This is a genomic window from Phycisphaerales bacterium, assembly GCA_040217175.1.
GTDB lineage: Bacteria > Planctomycetota > Phycisphaerae > Phycisphaerales > UBA1924 > JAHCJI01.
Genome location: JAVJNT010000002.1, coordinates 1 through 21,116 on the forward strand (window position 1 = coordinate 1; position 21,116 = coordinate 21,116).

The following is a 21,116-nucleotide window of genomic DNA, read 5'->3' on the forward strand; positions in this document are numbered from 1 at the left end:
CAGGCGCGTGCCATCCACCGACATCGACGTCCCGAACCCGTCGCCGAACGCGGCTTCCGGCGGCACGATGGTCTGGGTGCCCTCCCAAAGGCCCGTGGCTTCATTCCATAGGTAGACGTACACCGCACCAGTCGCACACCCAAAGGGCTCGGTGCAGAGCGTGGGCGCTTGGAAGTCCGCGATGATCGCCTGCTGGCCGGTGAGGGCCACGGCGTTGCCAAAGCTGCTGATCGTGTCGTGCGGTGGCGGCACCAACACCTGAGGGTCGCACTGGGCAAGGGCACTGCTCGAACACGTGAGCAAGACAACGAGCGAAACGAGCAGCTTCATGCTCCCATTCTGACCCGAAGCCGCGGCCGATGCAAGGGAATTCTCCCAGACCCCCTCCCCTACCATCCCCCATGGCCAAGAAGCCACGCAAGCCAAGGCCCGTCATGATCGAGAACCGCAAGGCGCGGCACGAGTATGACATCCTCGACACGCTCGAGGTCGGCATCCGCCTCACCGGTAGCGAGGTCAAGAGCGTCCGCGATGGCAAGGTGAGCCTGGGCGAGGGCTACGTGCGGGCCCAACTCACGCCGCTGGCCCTGGAACTCCACTCGGTCAACATCGCCGAGTTTCCGCCCGCCCAGGGCCACCAGCACATCCCCACCCGCGTGCGCACGCTGCTGGCCCACAAGCGCGAGATCACCAAGCTGGCCAAGGCCAGCGACGAGAAGGGCATCACCCTCATCCCCCTGCGGCTCTACTTCCAGGGCCCCTACGCCAAGCTCGAGATCGCCCTCGCCCGCGGCCGCGGCAAGGTCGACAAGCGGCACGCCATCGCCGACCGCGAGATGAAGCGCGAGCTCGACCGCTCGATGAAGAGCCGGCTGAAGGGCGGGGCGGGGGCGGTTGGGTAGAGAAGCGACGAAGCGACGGAGCGACGGAGGGAAGAGAGGCACGGAGGCACGAAGGGATGGGAAGCCGGGGCCCGAGAACCCCGGCGGTGCCCTCAGACTTATCTGGACGTGCGGCGAAGCTTATCTGGACTATCGCGGCCGTGCACCCGCCCTGGCGGCGTGCCAGGGGCGTTTTCGTAGCCCGCCACGGCGGTCATCGAATTTTTCGAACGGGTTCGATGGAGCATCGCACGCCTTCGATGGTCCATCGCACGCCTTCGACGGGCCATCGAACGCCTTCGACGGGCCATCGCACGGCTTCGATGGGGCGTCGAACGCCTTCGATGATCCATCGCTTGCCCTTGATGGGGCATCGCATGCCTTCGATTGGGCTTCGCACGCGTGCGACGACCCGTGTGACGTCCGTGCACGGCCCGCGTCATCGGCGGGCACACTGGACGAGACAGCCTTGCAACCCGCCCCGCGATCGACGACAATGAGGAGCATGCGATCCGCCATCGTGCCCATCATCGCGCTGGCCCTGCCATCCTCCGTCCCGGCCCAACTCGCCCCCTGCGAGACCCAGCGGCTCGTGCCGCCGGTCTTGAGCGACTGGGGCGAATTCGGCGGGCACGTGGAGATGAACGAGCGGCACATGATCATCGCCGACTGGCGCGACGGGGCGCTAGCCGTGCCGGCGGGGTCGTACCTGCACGGCGGCGTGCATGCGTACCGGTTCGACGACGCTTTGGATCGGTGGGATTTGATCCAGACGATCTACCCGGCCGACATCGACGCGGGGCACCTCTTCGGCTTCCACATCGACCTCGACGTCGATCGTCTGATCGTTGGTGGTACGGGCAGCGACCTGGGCGGCGCAAACGCCGGTGCGGCGTACGTGTTCGACTTCGACGGTGCGCAGTGGATCGAGACGGGCGTGCTCCTGCCCAGCGAGCCCGAGGCGGGCGGGGGCTTCGGCGAGCGCGTCGCCATCAGCGGCAGCGTCGCGGCCGTGACGCAGAGCGGCGCGGTGTACGCCTACGAGCAGGTCGGCCGCGATTGGCGCTTCGTGCAGCGCCTCGACACCGCCACGCCGCCGGGCACGGGGACGGGCTACGGCGTCGGGCTGGCGATCGATGGTGAATGGCTGGTGGTGGGCGAGCCGTTGAACAGTGAGATCGTCGTTCAGGGCGGCGCGGCGTACGCGTATCGGCGAGGTACGGAGGGTCGATACGAGTTGGTTCAGGTGCTGCGGCCGGAAGGCACGCCCGACACGATCCAGATGAATTTCGGAGAATCCCTTGATGCAGGCCCAGCACACTTTGTTGTAGGTGCACCGCGGGACTGGCAAGGTGCGGTATATGTTTACACTATTCTCGGTGGGCATTGGATAGTGGAGCAGCGACTCGCCTACTCAGGACCAGACACTACTACTTTCCTGGGAAATAGCGTTGACTTGCATAACGACTTCATCGCCGCTGGAGCTTCGTTTGAAGACCCCTTCGGCGCTGGCGCCGGTTATACATATCGGCGTGGCCTCGACGGTATATGGCGGCAGATCCAGCGATCAGTCGCAGCCACACCTACATCCGGTCTCGGCGATGGCGCCGCAACCAACGGCTGGTACTCCGTCTTTGGCGCTGATGACGAGTGGGTGGTCGGCACCGAGCGCGACCCGCTCGGCGCAGTCCACGTCTACGACCTCTCGTGTGCCGTATGCCGCCCGGACCTTGACGCCGATGGCGCCCTCACCATCTTCGACTTCCTCGCCTACCTCAACCTGTTCCAGGACGGCGACGCCTTAGCCGACTTCGACGGCGACGGCGAGCTGACGATCTTCGACTTCCTGGCGTTCGAGACGGCGTTCGATGCGGGGTGTTGAGAAGAGAGGCACGGAGGGACGAAGGCACGGAGGCACGAAGGGGGAGAGATCCGACCCTTCGTGCCTGCGTGCCTCGGTGCCTTCGTGCCTTCCCCTAAAACTCCGCCCCCGCCAACCACTCGCTCGGCAATGCCCCCAGCGCCTGGGCGATCATCAGCAGGCTCTCGAGGCTCGGCAGGTGGGCGCCGCGCTCGATGCTGCTGAGCTGGCTGACGCTGACGCCCGAGGCCTCGCTCAGGTCCTTGAGCGTCCAGTCCTTGGCCGAACGCGCCAGGCGGATCTGCCGGCCGAGCGCGGCCCGCAGCTTGTCCTGGGGCCGCACGCCCAGCGCGTACTCGGCGGCCGCCTGGCCCAGCACGCGCGAGAGTTCGGCGGGCTCGAAGGGCTTGGTGACGTAGTCGAACACCTGCCGCTTGAAGGTCTGCCGCATCGAGTCCATGGTCGGGTGGCCGGTGATAACGATGACGCACAGCCGCTCCCACCGCCGGCGGAGCTCCTCGAGCACGTCCTCGCCGCGGTCCTTGCCCATGTTGATGTCCAGCAGCACGACCTCGGGAAGCTGGGCCTCGCACGCGTCGTAGAGGGCCGCGGGCGTGGCGACCACGCGGATCTCGTGCCCGCCCTCGGCCAGCAGCGTCTCGAGGTACTCGCGAAAGTCCGCGTCGTCGTCGAGGGCGACGATGCTGAGGCTGGGCAAGACGTCCTGCTCGATCTGACTGACCATGCAGAACGATAGGTTCCTACCGCCAGGCGCTCTGGGATTCATCGACCGACCAGTCGGGCGCGAAGAAGCCGGCACCGATCACGCCCATCAGTCCGCCATCGGGCCCGGCTGCGAGGACGTCGGGCGTCAGGAGCAACCAGTCGGGATAGCCCACGCCCGAGATGAAGTACCGTGACTCGTCGGCCAGGCGGCGGCCGGTTGGACCGGTGCCCGCGACGACGCCGACGAGCGCCGCATTCGTTCCGGTTCGCGGATAGGCGAAGAACGCGGCGACGTCGTCTCGCTCGATCGTCCGATCCCCCACCGTCGCCGCGCCGCGACCGATGCGCACCGGTGCATCGCCGAGCAGCTCGTCCCACAACCGGTGCGAGTCGGCGCAGCCATACAGGATCACGTTACGCTTCGCGTTGATTTCGGCTTGCGGATCGAAGGCCGTATCGGGCACGACGTCGACCGATCCGTTCGCCCGGTACTGCCAGGTGTCGGCGTCGTAGCGCGCCTTGGCCATGGCCCAGTCGTTCTCTTCCTCGGTGCCGCCGGTGGCGTATACGAAGGCCATGCGGTTCTGGAAGGCGTGCTTGAAGGGGCCCGCGCGGTGGGCGCCCTTCAGGGCGGCGTCGAACGCTGAGACCAGGCGCCAGGGCGCGTCGAGCGTCTCTCGCTCGAAGCTCGAAGCAATGGCGTCATCGAGCGAGAGCGCCTGTCCGTCGATCGTCACCGCTGATGGCGGCTGGTCGGCGAAGGCGGCGGGCTTCAGCGTCAGGGCGAGTACGTTTTGGGTGGTGACCTCCACGGGCGAGTCCGCTGTCGCGCGCGCAACCTCGACCCTGCTCGGCATCATCGCCTTCGCCTGTCGATGGATCGAAAACAATCGTGCCTCGCTGCTGATGGCCGGATTGATGGTGGTGAACGACTCACGCTGCGGCGTCAGGTCGATGCTGCGCTCCTCGAAAAACCGCATCATCGGCGGCCAGTCGACGCACTGGTTGCCCCACCAGTGCCCGGCCCCGGGCCGCTCGTAATAGGCAAAGTCTGGGTGGAACGCACCGAGCCGCTCTCGCATGAAGCGGGCCTGGCTCACGGGCACGTTGTTGTCCGCGTCGCCGTGCAGCACGTAGACGCCTAGGTCTCGGTAGTTCTCTTCGAGCAGCAGCGTCCGGCTCGCGTTGTTGGCGGTGTTCAGGATCTGGCCGACGGGGTCCGCCTCGTCGAACTGGCCCGCGCCGCCGTAGCTCCAGAAGTCTCGCCAGCCCGCGCTGGGCCCGATCGCCGCGAACCTGGGCGCGAAGTGGGCCCCGATCTGCCACGTGCCGTGGCCGCCCATGGAGTGGCCGGTGAGGTACGTTTGCCCGGCATTCTCGTGCCCATAGGCCTCGCGGGCGTGGGCGAGCACCTCAATCGCGTCGAGCCTGCCCCAGTCCTCCCAGTCGAATCCGAAGGGCCGGCGGTTGGTGGGCGCGACGATGATCGTGCCGTCCTTGTGTGCGTACGCGTTGGCCTGGTTGCGCGCCTCGACGCTCGCGCCGTGCAGGGTCAGGATGAACGATTCGGGCTGGGTCCCGTCGATGGGTGGCGTCACGGCGTAGTACTGCACGCTGCCGTCGATGTCGCTGATGAACGTCCGGTCGTGCTTCCGCGAAGCTTCCCTTCGCTTGAGCGAGAACTCGCGAACGCCGGTGTCGACGGCGTCCGTGCCCGCGGCCACGGCACGAGCACGAACGACCAAGGGCTCCTCGCCATCAACGGACTCCGGCATCGGCGTCACTCCGACCTTGCGGACGCCCAGCGGCGCAACGCCCCCGAGGCCGAGCGTCAACGCTCGGGACTGCAGGCCATCCTCGCTCGTCGACTCGCCGCGAATTCCGAGCAGTTGGTCCGTGCTCGCGTTGGCCACCGGGGCGGCGAGGAAGAGCGGAGCGTCCATCCCTGCGATCACGTGCGGCAGCGTGTGGTCGGCATCCAGCCACATGAGGCTCGACTCGGGCTCGCGCAACTCGACACGCAGCCTGCCACGCCCACCCCGGAACAGCAGTTCGTTCTCGCCCTCGCGCAGCTCGATCGGCAGCGCCGTGATGCCCAGGTTGTACACGTCGCCCCCGCGCCGCTCGCCGTTGACGATGACGTGTCGATGGCCCCGGGCGTGGAGCATGACCACGGCCCGCTCGCTCGATCGCACGCGGACGAACGCGTAGCCGCCCGAGAGCGCCCGGTCGTTGAACAGGCCGTCGTCGTTGCTCTCGATCAGCCGCCACGCTGCGCTTCGGCCGTCGGCGGCTTCGATCGTCTCGCCAGCGACGGGCGGCGACCACGTGCCGCGAACGAGCCGCAGCTCGACCGGATCGCTCACGATCAGGCTTCGGCCCCCGCGCGACAGTCGTTCGAGCGCCAGGGCTTCCCGAACGATCACGGCGTCCGAGCCCGCTTGCCACTCGACGACCGCCTGCGCGATCGCGGGCACGCCGCAGCACAGGAACGCAACCACTGAGACGATGATCCGCATGGGCACCTCCGTGCCCCAGCCTACGGCCCGCCTCAGGCCGGCGTATCGCTCAGGATGGCCTCGGCGCATCGCTTGCCGCTCGAGAGCGCCCCGTCGATCGACGCGTTCTCGAGCCAGTCACCGCATGCATACAGGCCGTCGCCCACGCGAACGGGCCACTGCGGCGTCGCTGCCCGATCCGTGGACTGGTTCGGCAGTGCCCGGTCGATGCGATCGACGTGGATGATGCGGGCGCCGTCCATCTTCTCGCCGAACCAACGCTCGAGCTGGGGTCGGCACGCGGCATCGAGTGCAGCGTCATCGGAATGCGATGCCAGAATCTCTGGATCGATCACGTTGGCGTAGACGAGGTGCCGCCCCGGCGGCGCGTACTCGGGCGCCACGGCGCTCATCGTGGCAAGGTGGTTGACCGGCCCCTCCCCCTCGCCGTCGAGCACGAGGATCGGATCGTCCGTTGGTGGCTCCTGCACCGCGTACGAGATGGTCGCGGTGGATTGCCACGAAACAGCCGGCGCCTCGACGTCGGCGTGCCCTTCGAGCAACCGCTCGGTCGCGTCGCCCTCGGTCGCGATCACGACCGATCGGGCTTCCCACCGATCGGCAGCCGCGTGCACCGTCCAGTTGGCTCCGGTGCGCTCGAGACGCTCGACCCTCGTCCCCGTCCGGATGGCGTCCGCCGGCAGGCCCGATTCGATCTGCTCGGGGAGTCGCCCCATGCCGCCGGCGGGCACGCACGTGCGCCCCTGGGCGAACATGCGAAACACGAACTCCAGCATCCGGCTCGACGTGTCGAGCGCCGGGTCGAAGAACACGCCGCCAAAGAACGGTCGGAAGAAGCGATCAATGGTGGTCTGATGGAACCCCGCCTCGCGCAGCGCATCGATCGAGCGGCGATTGGGTCGCTCCCAGATGCTGTCGACCGAGCCCGCAAGAACACGAAGCGAGAACTCGGCCAGCCGCAGCTTGTCACGCATGGTCGCGACGGGCGTACGGAATCCACGCAGTGCGTCGCCCGGCTTTCGCCTCGGATCCGCCACGCGGTGGAGCTCGCCATCGTGAAACACCAGGGCGCCCGGGTAGAAGCTCCGCAGGTCCAACGCGTCGTAGTCGAAGGCCTCGGCGGCGTGCGGGTAGGCCGTCAGGAGGACCTGGAACCCGCGATCGACGAGATAGGTACCATCGTCCGACTCGATCCGCTCCGTGCGCACACGCCCGCCGCAGCGGTCGGACGCTTCGAGCAGCACGCACTCGTGCCCGGCTGCATACAACACGCGGGCGCAGTTCAGGCCCGCCATGCCCCCACCAATGATGATCGTGTTCGTCGCCATTCCCTCTCTCGAGACACTGGAGCGAGCCGCGTCGTGCGAGTGATCGTCCAACGCGTTTCTGAAGCCAGTGTCACGCTCCCTGAAGAGGGCGATGTTAGCGGCCAGATCGCCCGGGGCCTACTGGTGTTCGTTGGACTGCAGCAAGAAGACACGGACGACATGCTCACGTGGATGGTTCACAAGCTCTTAAACCTGAGAATCTTCCCAGACAAAGATGGAAAGATGAACCTGTGCGTGACCGACATCGATGCGGGCGGCGTCCTGCTCGTCCCAAACTTCACCGTCGGGTGCGATATCGGCAAGGGACGCCGACCGAGCTTCGATCGTGCCATGCCGCCGGATGCAGCACGTGAAATGTTTCGCGTGTTTGCAGGGAAATTCGTGGGGAAGATTGGTCGAGTACAGACGGGGACGTTCGGGGCCCACATGCACGTCACGGCGTGCAACGACGGACCGGTGACGTTCGTCATCGATGCGCCGAAGTCCTAGGCGAGAGACCGGCAAACAGCGACAGCATTGCCCGCCATTCCATGTAGCGATAGGGGATGCTGGAGGCCTTGTGCAGGTCCTTCACCATGCCGTGTGCCCGCTCGGTCAATGCCTCCTTCCATCCCTCGGCCCGCGGATCGCAGAAATACGTACGACAGCCGACCGGCTTGATCGCGTGCACCCCGCAGAGCGTGCCGATCTGGAACGGGCATCCGCCTCGCCGCACCGCGTCGGCAACCGCCGCGGTCGAGAGCTCTGGATGCTCGGGCCCCAGTTGTTGGATGCACCACGCCGCCTCGAGACCCGTCACGTAGAGCCGATGTCCGTAGGACTCGAAGTTGCAGCATCGACCCGAGGCGACGCATACGGGAGCGTGAACGCCAACCTGGTCGGCGATCATCCCGTAGATGGCCTCGAGGCGTTCGCTGACCGATGGCCGAGCAGCCGCTGCGAGCCACGCCCGGGCATCGGACTCGTCCTGCGCGTCGAACTGGTGCATCAGATCGGGCTCGAATCGCGCGTCAGGCGGACCTCACGCGCCGTTCGCAACGGGCCGGAGTTCATGCCCGGGCACGTCGCCGCGGCGCGGTCCCACGCCCGCTCGTCCGTGAGGTTGCGCTGCCAGAACGGCCAGGTCCGGCACTGGCTGGGCCGATGCTCGTACACGCCGCAAACCGCGCGCCCGGGCACGGTGGTTCGGTCGAGGAACACGCAGTCATGACCGAATGCGGTCAAGCGCTCGACGAGCGTGACGCCCTCGTCGAGCGTCCTCGTGTACTGCTCGTCGAACTCGGCGGCGCTGAGCCCGAGATGCTGCGCGAGCGCGGCACGCTCTCGCTCATCGACCATGACCGTACCAGGCGGGCCGGTGCAACAGTTGCCGCACATCGTGCACGCAAACCGCAGCCCGCGCTCGGGCCGACGGACCCCGTGGCGGTCGGCGGGCCCGAAGGGCGACGCCTCGAACCAGTCTCTGTGACTCCGACTCATGCCATCACGCCGGCGGTCGAGTCGATCGTGACGCTCGTCCGCTCCGGCTCGGGCGTGAAGCGCAACGCGACGATCGTCTGGTCGTCGTCGCGCGTGCGGGACTGCGTGTGCTCGTACACCGCACCGTGCACCGAATCGACCACGCACGAGGGCTGGCCCGAGCAGCTCACCAGCGACGCATCGAGTCCCTCGACGCCGAACATCTCGCGGTCGGCGTTGAACGACTCGGTGATGCCGTCGGTGTAGAGCACGATGGTGTCGCCCGGCTCGAGCCTGATCGACGCGCTCGTCGCACCCAGAGGCTCGAACACGCCCAGCGGCAGGCTGCCGGCCTCCTCCAGCGCGATCACCTCGCCCGTCTCGCCACGCTTCCACCGCGGCGGGTTGTGTCCGGCCCGGCTGAACTGGAACTCGCCCGTCGCGGGGTCGAAGATCGCCAGGAACGCCGTGGTGAACGCCCCCTCGAGCCCCGCCGCCACCAGGCGGCTGTTGGCGTGCTCGAGCACAAGGTGTGGGTGCATGCCGCTGCCCTCGTAGGCATGGAGGATCGCGTGCAGCATCGCCATCACGGTGGCAGCGGCCGCCCCGTGGCCCGCGACGTCGGCGATGAGGATGCCCCAGCGACCGTCCTCGAAGGGGAAGAAGTCGTAGTAGTCTCCGCCCGCCTGGTCGCTCGTCAGGTAGCTCGTCGCGAGCGTGAGGCCCGGAATCTCGGGGAGCGTGCGCGGCAGCAGGCTTTGCTGGACTCGGGCGACCTCCTCGAACTGGGCCCGCAGCTTCATCGTCGCCTGTTCGGCCTCGCGCACCGCAACCAAGTTGCGTGTGGCCGTGCCGCTGAGGTTCGCCAGCATGACGAACATCTCCAGCGTCTCGTCGTCGAAGGCGTCGGGATCTCGGACGAACTGGAAAGACCAGTTCAGGGGCTGGCCTCGATCGAAGATCGGCGTAACCAGCAGCGATCGCATGTCGACAGCCGCGTCCCCGATGGCCGGATCGTCCTTCAGACCCTCGGGCAACGGAACGATCGCAGGCTCCGCAGCGCGGATGATCTCGCCGAGCACTCCACCCGTCCGCAGGGGCAGCTTCTTCCAGTCCCGCCACGGATCGAACTGCCGGTAGATCTTCTCGCCGCCATCGTCGGAGTTGGCCACGTCGGAAGTATGGATGATCCTCGTGATCTTGTACTGGCCCTGCTGCAGCCCGCGCGTCGACGCCGACACATAGAGGTCGACCGGGCGGAGCTGCCACATCCGCCGGAACGCGGTCTGGATCTGCCCGGGCTCCTCGGCTCGACTCACTTCCTCGAGCAACTCGCGCACGAGCGCGAGCCGAGCCTTCGGATCCGTGAGCAAGTAGTCCATGTTCGATGATATGGATTCGGATCCACCCCGCGCTATTCCCGGGCCCGATCCACCGGGGTGTCCCGAGGCAGGGCGCGGAGGCGACTACCGGGCCCGGACGGCCTTGGGCGCCCCCACCCGCCTCGCGTGGTGCCCGTTGCCCGACTCGTCGAGCACGTAGGGCCCCATGGAGCGATCGAACGCGTAGAGCGCCAGCGTGTCGGCGTCGGACTCCAGCCGACTCTCGGGAATGAACCGCTCCCCGGTATACCGGGCCGTGCCCGAGAGCCGAACCTCGTCGATCTGGCCCTCGAAGAAGCTCATGGGGTTGCCGCCCCCGTCCGGGTCGGCGCCGATGATCAGCGGCATGTCGTTGGTCCGGCGCTCCCACGCGTTCTCGACGCCCTCGGTCGAGACCAGCCGACCGTCGAGGTACACCCGAGTGGCGTTGCCGTCGTACACCGCCGCCACGTGGTGCCACGAACCGACCTCGAGCGCGTCGGCCACGCGGTTGTTGCGGTAGCGACCGCCCAGGTGATTCGAGAACGTCAGCACGCCGTCGCTCACGAAGAAGCCGTATTCGCTGTTCTGGGTCTTGGTCACCAGGCCCCGTCGGCCGGCGAAGTTGCGCGCCTTGAACCAGCATTCGATCGTAAACGGCCCCTGCCCGACGCTGGCGACGCCCGAGGGCACCATGATGGCATCGTCGACGCCGTCGAAGACGAGCGCCATGTTCGTCTCGGGCCGCGCGTCGCCCAACAGGCTGGTCAGGTCGACGGGCGCCTCGACCTCGGTCGTCGGCAGCGTGTAGCGCGCGGTCTTGCCCATGAAGTCGGCGTCGACCGCAAAGCGCAGGCTGTCGAGGTAGTCGTCGGCCGACCCGCTCGGGCGACCAACCAAGAAGCCGATCTCCTTCGTCTCGCCAGGCTGCAGCACGGCGTGCACGTGGTCGGGCCGCACGAGCCAGCGGTTGTCGCGGCTGTTGGGCGTGACGGCCAGCTCGAGCGGCCGGTCCGTGGTGTTCTCGAGCGACACCGCAACCTCGCCGCGAGCGCCGCCCTCGGCTCCGAAGGCCACCACGCCGTCGATCTCGAGGCCGCGGCGCGCCTGGCGGGCCAGGGCGTCGGCCATCTCGCCGGTGATCTCGCGGACGTTCATCGCAGCGCCCACCGGGTAGGCCGTCAGCGCGATCTGATCGGGCCGCACGGTGACCAGGTGGTACTGGTGCAGCCAGCCGGCCTGGGGCACGGGGTGGCCCTGCCCGCCGCCGACGGTCGCCAGCGTGACGTACTCGATGCCGTCGTCGCCCTGCGGACCGAAGTCGTGCCGCATGCGGTGGATGTGCCCGGCAAAGACGGCCCGCACGTTGCCGGCCCCGGCCAGCATCGGGTGCACGTTCTCGTTCCAGTCGTCGCCATAGCCCCCGCCCAGCCACCGCGGGTGGTGCACGAACACGAACTGGTGGTTCATGTTCCTGCCGCGCTGCAGCGCCTGCTCGAGGAAGTCCTTCTGCTGCGGGCTCATGGCCTGGCTCTCGGGCCGGCGGAAGTTCTTCTCGCCCGTCTGCGGATCACCCTCGTCGGTGTAGAGGATGATGAAGTGGCTGTCCTTGTGGCTGAAGCTGTACCACAGCGGGCCGAAGTGCATCTCGTAGCTCTTCTCGTGCTCGCCTTCGGGTGCATTGTCGCCGCGCCAGTACACGTCGTGGTTGCCTGCGACCGGGAACCACGGGCACAAGAGCTCGCCCATGACGGTCTTGTACTCGCGCATCTCGACCATCCACTCGTCGGTCTGGTTGTATCCGTCGATCAAGTCCCCCACCGTCAGCACGAGATCGGGCTCGATCAGGTTCACGTCGCGAACCGCGTCGCCCAGCACGTTGATGCCAAGGTCTGGCCCGCCCGTGCGGTCGCCGAAGATCGCGAACACGAACGCATCGGTCTCGCCGGGCAAGGGCAGGGTGACCGACGAGTCGCGCGTCGTGAAGAAGCGCGTACCATCGGGCGCGACGGTCGCGTGCTCGCGGTTGTGCGTGTGCAGGTGCCGCTCGTGGAAGAGGAAGGGCGTGTCCGTCTTGGCCTCGTAGCCAGGCTCCATCGCGCCCGGCTCGCGCACGCCGTCGGTGGTCGAGGAGCCGCCCGACTCGCCATGCTGGGCCAGCACCGCGGAGGGCAGGCACAGCACGGACGAGAGCAACATCAAGGCGATCGGGCGAGGGGGTCGCATGGCAGCACTCCGCGGCGTCTTGGGTTCGGTTCGTCGGGGCCAGCCTACCACGACCGACGCCCCGCCTCATGGCCCGACCGCGCGGACCACCCACACTTCGCGCCGGCCACACTCGATCTGAACACTCGCGCCCAAAGCCAACCGCCAGATCCCGAACAAGCTGCTAGCATCAGCACATGGGTCGCCGCCAGATCCACTACGAGCAGGCGTTTAAGGCGCTCCTGAACGAGCGCAACGTCCCCTTCGTCGCCGTCGACGAGGCTCGGCGGGCCATCCTGCCGGGCGAACAGGCTCCGCTCCAAACCACGCTCGCCGGGCACACGAAGACCCTCAAGGCCTTCGACTACGTGCTCTACGGCACGCCCAACCTGCTGGTCGAACTCAAGGGCCGGCGCCTCCCCGCCGGATCCGCACGCCTGGAGAACTGGGTGACCGACGACGACGTCGACAGCCTGCGCCGCTGGTGCTCCATGTTCGGCCGAGGCTACCGGGGCTGCTTCGTCTTCGTCTACGAGTGCCCGCACGAGCCACCGACGATGCCCAGCCCGCTCTTCGAGGACGTGTGGATCCACAAGGACCACTACTACGCCCTGCGCGCCATCGACGTCGAGGCCTACGCCGCCAACATGAAGGTCCGCAGCGCACGGTGGCGGACCGTATGCCTGGCCAAGGACAAGTTTGAACAGTTCAGCGGCTCACTCATGGGGCCGACGAACGCGCGAACGGTTGCCGTCCGCTAGGCGGGGCGTTGGGACAGTCGATAGCGGATGACCGCCCAAGACGGCATGGGCGGATGCTCCACCACGAGCCGAAGGCAGTGGAAGTCGCCAGCCGACCAGCCGGCGCTCTCGAACGATCGCTGCACCACGGTCGCGTATTGGTCGGCCAGCGGCGTCGAGAGATCCGCGCCCAGGCCTAAGTGGACCGGTCGATCGTGCAACGGAAGCTTGGAAGAGTCCGCAAAATCCGGAGCAAACTGCCACGAACCGCCGTAGATCCCCGTCTGCGCGTCCAGCGCCTCGGGCATGTCCTTGTGCACGAACAGGTCGAACAGCAGCGTCTCCACCGGCATGTTGACGGCGGCGGCCAGCCACGCCGAGTCATCGGATTCGGACGCGTATCGCGGCACGTCGCGTCGGTAACCGAACCCGAAGTAGCAGCCAAACTCGCCGGTCTTGCCGACGGGCCCGTCACCGATCTCGTAGGTGACCTGATCGCCTTCATCGCGCGTGAAGACTTCTGGCATCGGGCCACGCGAGAACGACGGCAGGAACCCCCACGGCGCCCCGCCGGCGTCTTCGACGCTGAAGCGACGCTCTTCCCCCTCGAATTCGTATCGAGCCAACCGAAAGACCGGCCAACGAGGGATCGAACGCAAGCGGCGCACCCGCTGCAGGCCTACGAGCAGCAGCACGTCGAGCATGCTGGCATCGCTCTGGCTCGGCGCGATGATCTGCGCCGAAACCCGTGACTTGGCCATCACGCCCCACAGGCCGGCATTCCCCCGGAATGCCAGCTTCCGGCTCTTTTCCAACCCCGTCTGGGCCATGCTGTCGAGCATGAGGTCCATGGTCGCCCGGTCGCCGCCGTGCGTTGCAACCATGGCATCGATCTCGGCAATCGCACGCCTGGTTCGCTGCAGCGAGGCATCGCTGGCTCCCGCCCGCTCGGTTGCTTCGAGCACCAGGTCGAGGCCCGCACCGCCGGGCAACAACGGCAAGGCCTCGAGCGCCTCTTCGGTCTGGAGCACACGCGAGATCTTCCACGTCAGGTTCTTGTTGAGCCCGAGCAGCCTTGACACGTTCTGCGGCCGGTCCGGATCGGCCCCGACCTGGGCATAGAGGTCGAGCAGCGCCCCACGCAGGTCGCGGACCGCATCGCGGCAGTGATCTTCAAACGTCGTGCCTTGTTCGGTCGTGTCCACGCGCTAACAGGTGATAAACACGCTGTCCCCCCGAGCCCCGTGTGCTTTCAGCGTGCCCATGTTACCCGTCGGTGGCCTCCGTTGCGATATGTCCTGAAAGTTTCCTCAAGTAAAACTTCAGCTATCGCTGTGATGGCGTTACACTGGTGTGCGTCCTCCAGCGTGAGGGCGGCCCTGAGCGATTCACCACCCCGGCAACGAGCCAGCCCGTGGCACCATCACGGTGCCAAAGAGAGAGAAACATGCAGCACCAAGCGCCCCTCGTCTTCGCAGCCACGCTCTCGATGTGCACGCTCGCGGCTGGCCAGGAGTTCTTCACGATCCCAGTCGGCCAGGGGCTGGCGGACGACGTCAGCAACACCGGCGTCGTCAGCGGTTCCAGCGGCTTTGGCGACCAGTACTGGACGTGGACCGCCGACACCGGAGCCATGCAGATCGGCGGCGTCTCCCCCGGCAGCGGCGTCGGTGGGCAAGGCAAGATCTCCAGCGATGGACTGTTCATCAGCGGCACCACGTTCAACGCAGCCGAGGGCTGGCATGAGATGTCGCGCTACGACGTCGCCGCCGGCACCTGGACCGGCTTCGGACCCATCCCGGTCATCGGCACGCAGATCGACGCGGAGGTCTCCAGCGGCTGGGGCATGTCGGGCGACGGCCGCCACGTCGTTGGTCTCGGCTGGACCGTACTGGGAACGGCCGACACCCACGCCATGCAATGGACCGAAGGCGTCGGCATTACCGATCTGGGCACCGCGATCGAAGGCCGCTCGGCGCGCGCCAACGCGGTCAACGCCGACGGCACCGTCGTGGCCGGCTGGCAGGACGGCGCGACCGGCTTCCGCCAGGCCGCCGCCTGGGTCGACGGCGTGCAGGAGCTCATCTTCGACGACGCGGGCCAGCCCGTCTCCGAGGCGTTCGACGTCTCCGACGACGGCGTGTGGGTAACCGGCTTCGCCGTCGGCGGCCCCTTCGGCGCGGTCGACACTTGGCGGTACAACACCGCCACCGACGAGTTCGAGACCATCCCGAACCTTGCCGTCGGTGGCGAGAGCCGCATGGGCGCCGCCGCCACCAACGAAGACGGCAGCCTCATCGGCGGTGGCACCTGGGGCTTTGGTCCGGCGACCTTCGGCCGGGGCTTCATCTGGCAGGAAGGCACGGGCACGTCGACCGTCGCCGACTTCCTCGACGCCAACGGCGTCGACTACCCCGCTGGCTACACGTTCTCGTTCGTCAGCGCCATCTCGGCCGACGGCAACTGGCTCGCCGGCTGGGGCTATCCGGACACGCTGGGCAACACGCAGACCTGGGTGGTCCGCCTCGGCCCATCGTGCCGGGCAGACCTCGACGGCGACGGCGAGCTCACGCTCTTCGACTTCCTCGCATTCCAGAACCTCTTCGACGCCGGCGACCCCGCCGCCGACTTCGACGGCGATGGTGACTTGACCCTCTTCGACTTCCTCGCCTTCCAGAACGCATTCGACGCCGGCTGCGAGTAACCCCAACCGTGAATCACGAGGCAACGTCATGAAGATCCTCTGCACGCTCGCGCTGCTCGCTTGCGCGGCCGCGGCCGCTCGGGCGGACACCATTCGCATCACCATCGCGGGCCAGGTCGTGTCCAACCGCATCTCTGATGGCCCGCTCGCCGCCGTGTCGCCCGGCGACCAGACGACCGTGAGCTTCAGGATCGATTCGGACGACTTCTTCGATGCCATACCGGGCGACCTGAGGAACTACACCGTCGAGAACGACTCGTTCGAAGTCGACTTCACGAGCGTCGCCACCACGGTCATCTCCGGCACCGAGGCGTACTTCACGCTGGTCGACGGCTTTCCGGTCTCGGACGGCTTCTTCCTGTCCACCTCGCGATTCTCCCCCGGCGGCGTGCCGCTGGAGGCCACACCCTTCCAACTCGGGTTCGAGCTGGGCTACGAAGGCACGACCCTCGATTCGCTGGACATCCTCGACGCGTTCGGCGTGTACGAATTCGGCGGCCTGACCCGCTTTAACTTCAACGTCTGGCAGATCTTCCCCGACAACGTCGTCATGTCGATCGACTTCGAGTCCATGGAAATCGCCGGCGATGCCTGCACGGCCGACTTCGACGGCGATGGCGAGCTCACGCTCTTCGACTTCCTGGCCTTTCAGAATGCCTTCGACGCCGGCGACCCCGCCGCCGACTTCGACGGCGATGGTGACTTGACCCTCTTCGACTTCCTTGCCTTCCAGAACGCGTTCGACGCCGGTTGCGAGTAATCACGCCCAGAAACTCTCCCTCCGCTAGCGCTCCTGCGCTGGTACGCCGACCCCGCCACAGCCCCACTCGTCGGCGGGGTCGGTTTTGTCTTCGAGCCCCCGTACGCTCTGCGCTGACCTCGGAGCGACGAACAGCATGACACAAGAACTCGATCAGACCCCCGCCCCGCCGGCAGCCCTGCTCGTCGTGGGCAACACCCGCGTACGCACCGCTTCCTACGCCGACGGATCGGTGCACCACTCCGCCTCGCACGCCGCGACCGACGCCGAAGCAATCGCCGAGGCGCTTGCACCGTTCCTCGACGACCACCACGGTGCGCCGCTGCTGATCGCCAGCGTCAACCAGCCCGCCGCCCGGGCCGCCGCCGCCGCCCTCGAAGGCCGCGTCGAGCAGGTCGCCTACGCAGGCATCGACCTCGCGATCCCGATGCACACCTCGGTCGCCCAGCCCCAACGCGTCGGGATCGATCGCCTGCTGTGCTGCCTGGCCGCGTTCCGCATGGCCGAACAGGCCTGCATCGTCATCGACGCGGGCACCGCCATCACGGTCGACTTCGTCGACGGCGAGGGCGCTCACCACGGCGGCGCGATCGCACCGGGCGTGGGCGCCATGCTCGCGAGCCTCACGTCGGCGGCCCCCGCCCTGCCCTCGCTTTCTGCCGCCCAGGCGCTCTCGATGGTCCAGCCCGAGAAAGAGCCCTGGGGCCAGGACACCGAGCCCGCCATGGCGCTCGGCGTGCGCGCGGCGGCGGTCGGCCTCGTGCACGGACTCGTCGATCGATTCGCGCTGGCCTACGGCGGCTATCCGCGCGTCATCGCGACCGGGGGCGATGCGCTGCCGCTCTTCGAGAACGACGAGATCGTCGAGCACGTCGTGCCCGACCTACAGCTCGCCGGGCTCGCGCGCGCATACGAGGCGCTCGTCAACGCAGACGATGAGGACGACTGACTTTCACCCTCGCGGCCGCTGCTCCCAGCTCCACCGCAGCGACTCGTCCAGCGGCTCGATACGCATCGAAGCCCGCAATCGCTCGAACAGCGTTGCCATGGCGCGCTGCTGCGCGTCCAATCCGAGCCGATCAAGAAGCTCGCCTCGCACGGCTGCTCGAGATCGGCCCACGCCCGGACGCTCGTTCGAGACGTACGCCACGGCGAAGCCCTCGTCGAGCGCAACGACCGGCGTCAACGAGCCCGGCGGCGTCCCGAAGACCGCATCGCGGAACGCGTCGGGGTACGTCACGTCGAAGCGGCCGACCGGGTCGAGCAGTCCGCCCCGCGCCGACGACACGTCGCTGCTGTACTCGGCCGCGAGCACCATGAAGCGTGCCTCGCCCGAAGCCCGGGACTCCGCCAGAGCCGCGGCAACGTCGGCCCGCAGCCGAGCAACCTCACGCTCGCTGGCCATGACCAGCACGCGGACCTCGCGGCGATCGCCATAGAGCACCTCGTACAACCGCTCGACGTCGGCCTCGGTCGGCTCGCGAACGTCTTCGCTCGTGAGCTTCCGCGCGAGCGCATTGCGCCGCAGGAGGGCATCGAACCACGTTGGCCCCCACCCCCGCCGCGCCCTCGCTTCGGCGACGACGCGCCCCCGCTGCTGACGATCGGTCAGCCCGACGCCCGCCAGTGCCTGCTCGACGATTGCCCGCTCGGCCCGCAGGTCGTCCTCATCGACCGTCACGCCCTGCCGACGTGCCTCCCGTGCAACGGCCCGGTCGAGCGCGATCGCCTCGAGGCTTGCCGCCCCGGCACGCTCGGCAAGCAACGGCCAGAGGTCGTCGCGCGTCGCGAGCGTGCCGTCGAGCAGCGCCGCCCGCGGCGACGCCTCCGATCGCGCCGCGGGCCTGTCGAGATCTCGCTCAGGCGTCGCGGACGAGCATCCATATCCAAACAAAATTAGAGCAAATGCTGCAGAATGGCCGAATCCGGCGGATGCTGACGAAAAAAGGGAACCGCTTCGCGGGAAAATGACTTGTGGCATTCCGGAATGATCGGGTAGACTGCTAAGACGTCAAGGGCCGACCCGAATATGTGCGATGGCTTCGATCGGCCATCCACCGGGTCGTAGGGGGTTCTTGCACCGAGCCTCGTGGCTCAATCGAGGCCCGTTGATCGGCGGGCGGATCCAGGAAGGATGGACGACATGCTGCCGACCTCAAGGCTGCGCCGGCTCGAGAATCGACCGGGCTTCACCCTCATCGAGCTGCTGGTGGTCATCGCGATCATCGCGCTCTTGATCAGCGTCCTGCTGCCCGCCTTGGGCGAGGCCCGCAAGTCGGCGCGCCTGGCCATCTGCATGGGCAACATGAAGCAGTTCGGCTTCGCCACCGGCACCTACGCCGCCGACTACGAAGACCGCCAGTGGGGCTTCACCTGGAACGACAGCGCCGACTGCGCCCAATCGGAGTACGGCGACCTCCGCGCCGCGGCCGATCCGATGCAGGCAGCCGCCAACCAGGCCATCGACATCCTCCGCCGCCGCGCGACCCGCGACGATATGCCCCGGGTGACGAGCTGGATCCCGTACGTCTACTACAGCCACCTGGTGGTCAACGACTACCTGGCCCAGAAGCTCCCCGAGAAGATGGTCGTCTCGCCCGCCGACCGCGACCGCATCAACTGGCAGGAAGATCCGCCAAACTTCTTCGACCAGAACTACTGGTTCCCGCGTCAGCCCTCGGCGTCGGCGCGGAACAAGCGCTGGCCCTACAGCTCGAGCTACCAGCTCGTGCCCGCCGCGTACGACAGGACGGCGGTCCCGACCGATCGCGTTCGCCAGGGAAGCGCGCACTTCTCGTACGGCAGCACCCGCGGCACCAAGCTGGGCGACGTCCGCCTGACCTCGGTCGACAGCCCCGCCCAGAAGGCGCAGATGCACGACGCCGAGGGACGCCACTTCGGCAAGGAAGCCATCTGGACCGGCTACGACCAGTGTCGCCAGCCCGTGCTCGCGTTTGACGGCTCGTGCATCGTCCGCCTGAGCCAGGACTACAACCTCGGCTGGGTCCCCACCGCTCCGACCAGCGCCGCGTTCACACGCATCAGCTACCAGCCCCGCGGCTGGGAGGCCCCGACGTTTACCGGCGCCTCGTCCGACATCACGCCCGGCAAGCTCCGCTGGACTCGCGGCGGCGTGAAGGGCGTCGACTTCGGCGGCACCGAGATCGACACCGGCCAGCTCTGAGAGCCAGCGCGTTCCGACGCGCCGTCTCGTGAAGCCTGATGCAAAGCCCGCACGTTGTGCGGGCTTTGTTCATTATCCATCCAGAATTTGCTGGAATGGCGGCGCCGTTTCTGGTAGTCTGACAAAGTCGGGCTTTCCCCCCGATACGGTGCCCTTCTGCGCGGACCTGTGACAACCGCGTCGATTCGCCGTCCTCAACACCCTCTGGGGAGTACGCACCATGGTCCAGAACCTGCTCAAGAACGCAAGGACTCGTTCGCCGAGTTCGGGTCGCCACGGCTTCACGCTCATCGAGTTGCTGGTGGTCATTGCCATCATCGCGCTGCTCATCAGCGTCCTGTTGCCCGCCCTGGGCGAGGCCCGCAAGACGGCGCGCCTGGCAATCGACCTTGGAAACCTCAAGCAGTTCGGCTTCGCCATGGGCACCTACTCGGCCGACTACCAGGATCGCATCTACGCGTTCACCTGGAACGACGAGCGCGACGCCGCCCAGTCCGAGTACGCCGACCTGCGTGGTCCGGGGACCCCCATCGCCAAGTCTGCCGATCAGGCCGTGGACATCCTGCGCCGCCGGACTGGTCGCGGCACGGACATACCGAAGATCAGCCCCGGGTGGATTCCCAACGTGCTGTACACGCACCTCGTGGTGAACGACTACCTCGCCCAGAAGCTGCCAGAGCGCATGGTCGTGTCACCGATGGATCGCTATCGCCTGCAATGGCAGGAGGATCCGGCAAACCTGTTCGACCAGAACTACTGGTTCCCGTTCCAGGAAGCCGCATCTCCGCGCAACAAGCGTTGGCCCTACAGCTCGAGCTATCAGGTCGTTCCCGCGTCCTATGACGCATCGCAGGCAGGGAGCCGAATCTACCAGAATCCCAGCAGCCATCGTTCGTACTTCATCCCCGGCGGCGCCAAGATCGGCGAGTTGAAGATCACCGCGGTCGATAGTCCCGCTCAGAAGGTCTTCATGAACGACAGCAACGACCGCTACAGCAAGCAGGAGCTCTTCTACGCGTTCCCCGACGCGAAGACGACCATCTTGATGTTCGACCTGTCGGCCAGCGTCCGGGTGACCGACGACGCCAACCTCGGTTGGGATCCGCGTACGCCGCGGTCGCCGCGAGCGATGCGGTTCGTGTTCGATGCGAGCTCCTCGGCATGGGAGCCCCAGGCACGCAGCCCGTCGCCGGTCGACGGCTACTACCGCTGGACCCGCGGCGGCCTCAAGGGCGTCGACTACGGCGGCACCGAGATCGATACCGGCCAGCTGTGAACGGATAGCCCTGGCGGCCGTCTCAGTCTCGTCAACGGTGGCAAGAAGCCGACATCAAGTCCGTCCGGCCGGTGATTTTCTCTGGAATCGCCGGTCGTTTTCGGTTAGTGTAG

At 67.3% G+C, this 21,116-nt stretch carries 19 protein-coding genes; 9 read left to right on the top strand and 10 right to left on the bottom strand.

The window, feature by feature from the left end; genetic code table 11:
- Positions 1-330, bottom strand: a 330-nt coding sequence (locus RIA68_07000; GenBank protein ID MEQ8317187.1) for a hypothetical protein, incomplete at its 3' end; no start/stop codon positions are given.
- A gap of 71 nt (positions 331-401) precedes the next feature.
- Between RIA68_07000 and smpB the strand changes: the two genes are divergently transcribed.
- A complete protein-coding gene (gene smpB, locus RIA68_07005) occupies positions 402-902 on the top strand; it encodes an SsrA-binding protein SmpB (GenBank protein ID MEQ8317188.1) in 501 nt (166 codons plus the stop codon).
- Between the two features lie 484 nt (positions 903-1,386).
- Positions 1,387-2,763 (top strand): GC-type dockerin domain-anchored protein, encoded by a 1,377-nt coding sequence (locus RIA68_07010; protein MEQ8317189.1) that lies wholly within the window; start codon positions 1,387-1,389, stop codon positions 2,761-2,763.
- Between the two features lie 94 nt (positions 2,764-2,857).
- Here RIA68_07010 and RIA68_07015 read toward each other — a convergent pair whose 3' ends face one another.
- Genes RIA68_07015 through RIA68_07025 form a run of 3 tightly spaced genes read right to left on the bottom strand, consistent with a single transcriptional unit; the run spans position 2,858 to position 7,315 of the window.
- Positions 2,858-3,487, bottom strand: a complete 630-nt coding sequence (locus RIA68_07015; GenBank protein ID MEQ8317190.1) for a response regulator — start codon at positions 3,485-3,487, stop codon at positions 2,858-2,860.
- Between the two features lie 16 nt (positions 3,488-3,503).
- The gene (locus tag RIA68_07020; protein MEQ8317191.1) at positions 3,504-5,987 is read right to left on the bottom strand and encodes a prolyl oligopeptidase family serine peptidase; all 2,484 of its coding nucleotides are present in this window, start codon (positions 5,985-5,987) and stop codon (positions 3,504-3,506) included.
- Positions 5,988-6,019: 32 nt separating this feature from the next.
- Positions 6,020-7,315, bottom strand: coding sequence for an NAD(P)/FAD-dependent oxidoreductase (locus RIA68_07025; protein MEQ8317192.1), 1,296 nt, complete (start codon positions 7,313-7,315; stop codon positions 6,020-6,022).
- A gap of 33 nt (positions 7,316-7,348) precedes the next feature.
- Between RIA68_07025 and dtd the strand changes: the two genes are divergently transcribed.
- Positions 7,349-7,804 carry a D-aminoacyl-tRNA deacylase gene (gene dtd / locus RIA68_07030; protein ID MEQ8317193.1) on the top strand — a complete coding sequence of 152 codons (456 nt, stop codon included), beginning with the start codon at positions 7,349-7,351 and terminating at the stop codon, positions 7,802-7,804.
- On the opposite strand, the gene RIA68_07035 is transcribed toward dtd, so the two are convergent.
- From RIA68_07035 to RIA68_07050, 4 genes are all read right to left on the bottom strand, one after another.
- A complete protein-coding gene (locus RIA68_07035; GenBank protein MEQ8317194.1) occupies positions 7,782-8,303 on the bottom strand; it encodes a hypothetical protein in 522 nt (173 codons plus the stop codon). The two genes, dtd and RIA68_07035, sit on opposite strands and share 23 nt — an antisense overlap.
- On the bottom strand, positions 8,303-8,794 hold the full coding sequence (locus RIA68_07040; GenBank protein ID MEQ8317195.1) for a YkgJ family cysteine cluster protein: 492 nt from the start codon (positions 8,792-8,794) through the stop codon (positions 8,303-8,305). Before RIA68_07040 ends, RIA68_07035 begins: the two co-directional genes overlap by 1 nt.
- Positions 8,791-10,155, bottom strand: a complete 1,365-nt coding sequence (locus tag RIA68_07045) for a SpoIIE family protein phosphatase (GenBank protein ID MEQ8317196.1) — start codon at positions 10,153-10,155, stop codon at positions 8,791-8,793. Before RIA68_07045 ends, RIA68_07040 begins: the two co-directional genes overlap by 4 nt.
- Before the next feature lie 84 nt (positions 10,156-10,239).
- Positions 10,240-12,360, bottom strand: coding sequence for a LamG-like jellyroll fold domain-containing protein (locus RIA68_07050; GenBank protein MEQ8317197.1), 2,121 nt, complete (start codon positions 12,358-12,360; stop codon positions 10,240-10,242).
- Between the two features lie 176 nt (positions 12,361-12,536).
- Between RIA68_07050 and RIA68_07055 the strand changes: the two genes are divergently transcribed.
- The gene (locus RIA68_07055; GenBank protein ID MEQ8317198.1) at positions 12,537-13,100 is read left to right on the top strand and encodes an HYExAFE family protein; all 564 of its coding nucleotides are present in this window, start codon (positions 12,537-12,539) and stop codon (positions 13,098-13,100) included.
- On the opposite strand, the gene RIA68_07060 is transcribed toward RIA68_07055, so the two are convergent.
- A complete protein-coding gene (locus RIA68_07060) occupies positions 13,097-14,284 on the bottom strand; it encodes a hypothetical protein (GenBank protein MEQ8317199.1) in 1,188 nt (395 codons plus the stop codon). The genes RIA68_07055 and RIA68_07060 overlap by 4 nt on opposite strands.
- 242 nt (positions 14,285-14,526) lie before the next feature.
- Between RIA68_07060 and RIA68_07065 the strand changes: the two genes are divergently transcribed.
- The 3 genes from RIA68_07065 to RIA68_07075 all read left to right on the top strand — a co-directional run bounded on the left by RIA68_07065 (position 14,527) and on the right by RIA68_07075 (position 17,492).
- The gene (locus RIA68_07065; GenBank protein MEQ8317200.1) at positions 14,527-15,783 is read left to right on the top strand and encodes a GC-type dockerin domain-anchored protein; all 1,257 of its coding nucleotides are present in this window, start codon (positions 14,527-14,529) and stop codon (positions 15,781-15,783) included.
- Between the two features lie 28 nt (positions 15,784-15,811).
- A complete protein-coding gene (locus RIA68_07070; GenBank protein ID MEQ8317201.1) occupies positions 15,812-16,543 on the top strand; it encodes a GC-type dockerin domain-anchored protein in 732 nt (243 codons plus the stop codon).
- Between the two features lie 136 nt (positions 16,544-16,679).
- Positions 16,680-17,492 carry a type III pantothenate kinase gene (locus RIA68_07075; protein MEQ8317202.1) on the top strand — a complete coding sequence of 271 codons (813 nt, stop codon included), beginning with the start codon at positions 16,680-16,682 and terminating at the stop codon, positions 17,490-17,492.
- Between the two features lie 3 nt (positions 17,493-17,495).
- Here RIA68_07075 and RIA68_07080 read toward each other — a convergent pair whose 3' ends face one another.
- The gene (locus tag RIA68_07080; GenBank protein MEQ8317203.1) at positions 17,496-18,437 is read right to left on the bottom strand and encodes a peptidylprolyl isomerase; all 942 of its coding nucleotides are present in this window, start codon (positions 18,435-18,437) and stop codon (positions 17,496-17,498) included.
- Positions 18,438-18,686: 249 nt separating this feature from the next.
- Here RIA68_07080 and RIA68_07085 point away from each other — a divergent pair, with 249 nt between their 5' ends.
- Together RIA68_07085 and RIA68_07090 are read left to right on the top strand one after the other, a co-directional pair.
- Positions 18,687-19,727, top strand: a complete 1,041-nt coding sequence (locus tag RIA68_07085) for a type II secretion system protein (protein MEQ8317204.1) — start codon at positions 18,687-18,689, stop codon at positions 19,725-19,727.
- A 220-nt stretch (positions 19,728-19,947) separates the two neighbouring features.
- Positions 19,948-21,003, top strand: coding sequence for a type II secretion system protein (locus RIA68_07090; GenBank protein ID MEQ8317205.1), 1,056 nt, complete (start codon positions 19,948-19,950; stop codon positions 21,001-21,003).
- Positions 21,004-21,116: the final 113 nt, after the last annotated feature.

Excerpts from the sequence above, each read along its gene's own strand:
- smpB (MEQ8317188.1), top strand. The coding sequence starts at position 402 with ATGGCCAAGAAGCCACGCAAGCCAAGGCCCGTCATGATCGAGAACCGC.
- RIA68_07010 (MEQ8317189.1), top strand. The coding sequence starts at position 1,387 with ATGCGATCCGCCATCGTGCCCATCATCGCGCTGGCCCTGCCATCCTCC.
- RIA68_07015 (MEQ8317190.1), bottom strand. The coding sequence starts at position 3,487 with ATGGTCAGTCAGATCGAGCAGGACGTCTTGCCCAGCCTCAGCATCGTC.
- RIA68_07020 (MEQ8317191.1), bottom strand. The coding sequence starts at position 5,987 with ATGCGGATCATCGTCTCAGTGGTTGCGTTCCTGTGCTGCGGCGTGCCC.
- RIA68_07025 (MEQ8317192.1), bottom strand. The coding sequence starts at position 7,315 with ATGGCGACGAACACGATCATCATTGGTGGGGGCATGGCGGGCCTGAAC.
- RIA68_07035 (MEQ8317194.1), bottom strand. The coding sequence starts at position 8,303 with ATGCACCAGTTCGACGCGCAGGACGAGTCCGATGCCCGGGCGTGGCTC.
- RIA68_07040 (MEQ8317195.1), bottom strand. The coding sequence starts at position 8,794 with ATGAGTCGGAGTCACAGAGACTGGTTCGAGGCGTCGCCCTTCGGGCCC.
- RIA68_07045 (MEQ8317196.1), bottom strand. The coding sequence starts at position 10,155 with ATGGACTACTTGCTCACGGATCCGAAGGCTCGGCTCGCGCTCGTGCGC.
- RIA68_07050 (MEQ8317197.1), bottom strand. The coding sequence starts at position 12,360 with ATGCGACCCCCTCGCCCGATCGCCTTGATGTTGCTCTCGTCCGTGCTG.
- RIA68_07055 (MEQ8317198.1), top strand. The coding sequence starts at position 12,537 with ATGGGTCGCCGCCAGATCCACTACGAGCAGGCGTTTAAGGCGCTCCTG.
- RIA68_07065 (MEQ8317200.1), top strand. The coding sequence starts at position 14,527 with ATGCAGCACCAAGCGCCCCTCGTCTTCGCAGCCACGCTCTCGATGTGC.
- RIA68_07070 (MEQ8317201.1), top strand. The coding sequence starts at position 15,812 with ATGAAGATCCTCTGCACGCTCGCGCTGCTCGCTTGCGCGGCCGCGGCC.
- RIA68_07075 (MEQ8317202.1), top strand. The coding sequence starts at position 16,680 with ATGACACAAGAACTCGATCAGACCCCCGCCCCGCCGGCAGCCCTGCTC.
- RIA68_07085 (MEQ8317204.1), top strand. The coding sequence starts at position 18,687 with ATGCTGCCGACCTCAAGGCTGCGCCGGCTCGAGAATCGACCGGGCTTC.
- RIA68_07090 (MEQ8317205.1), top strand. The coding sequence starts at position 19,948 with ATGGTCCAGAACCTGCTCAAGAACGCAAGGACTCGTTCGCCGAGTTCG.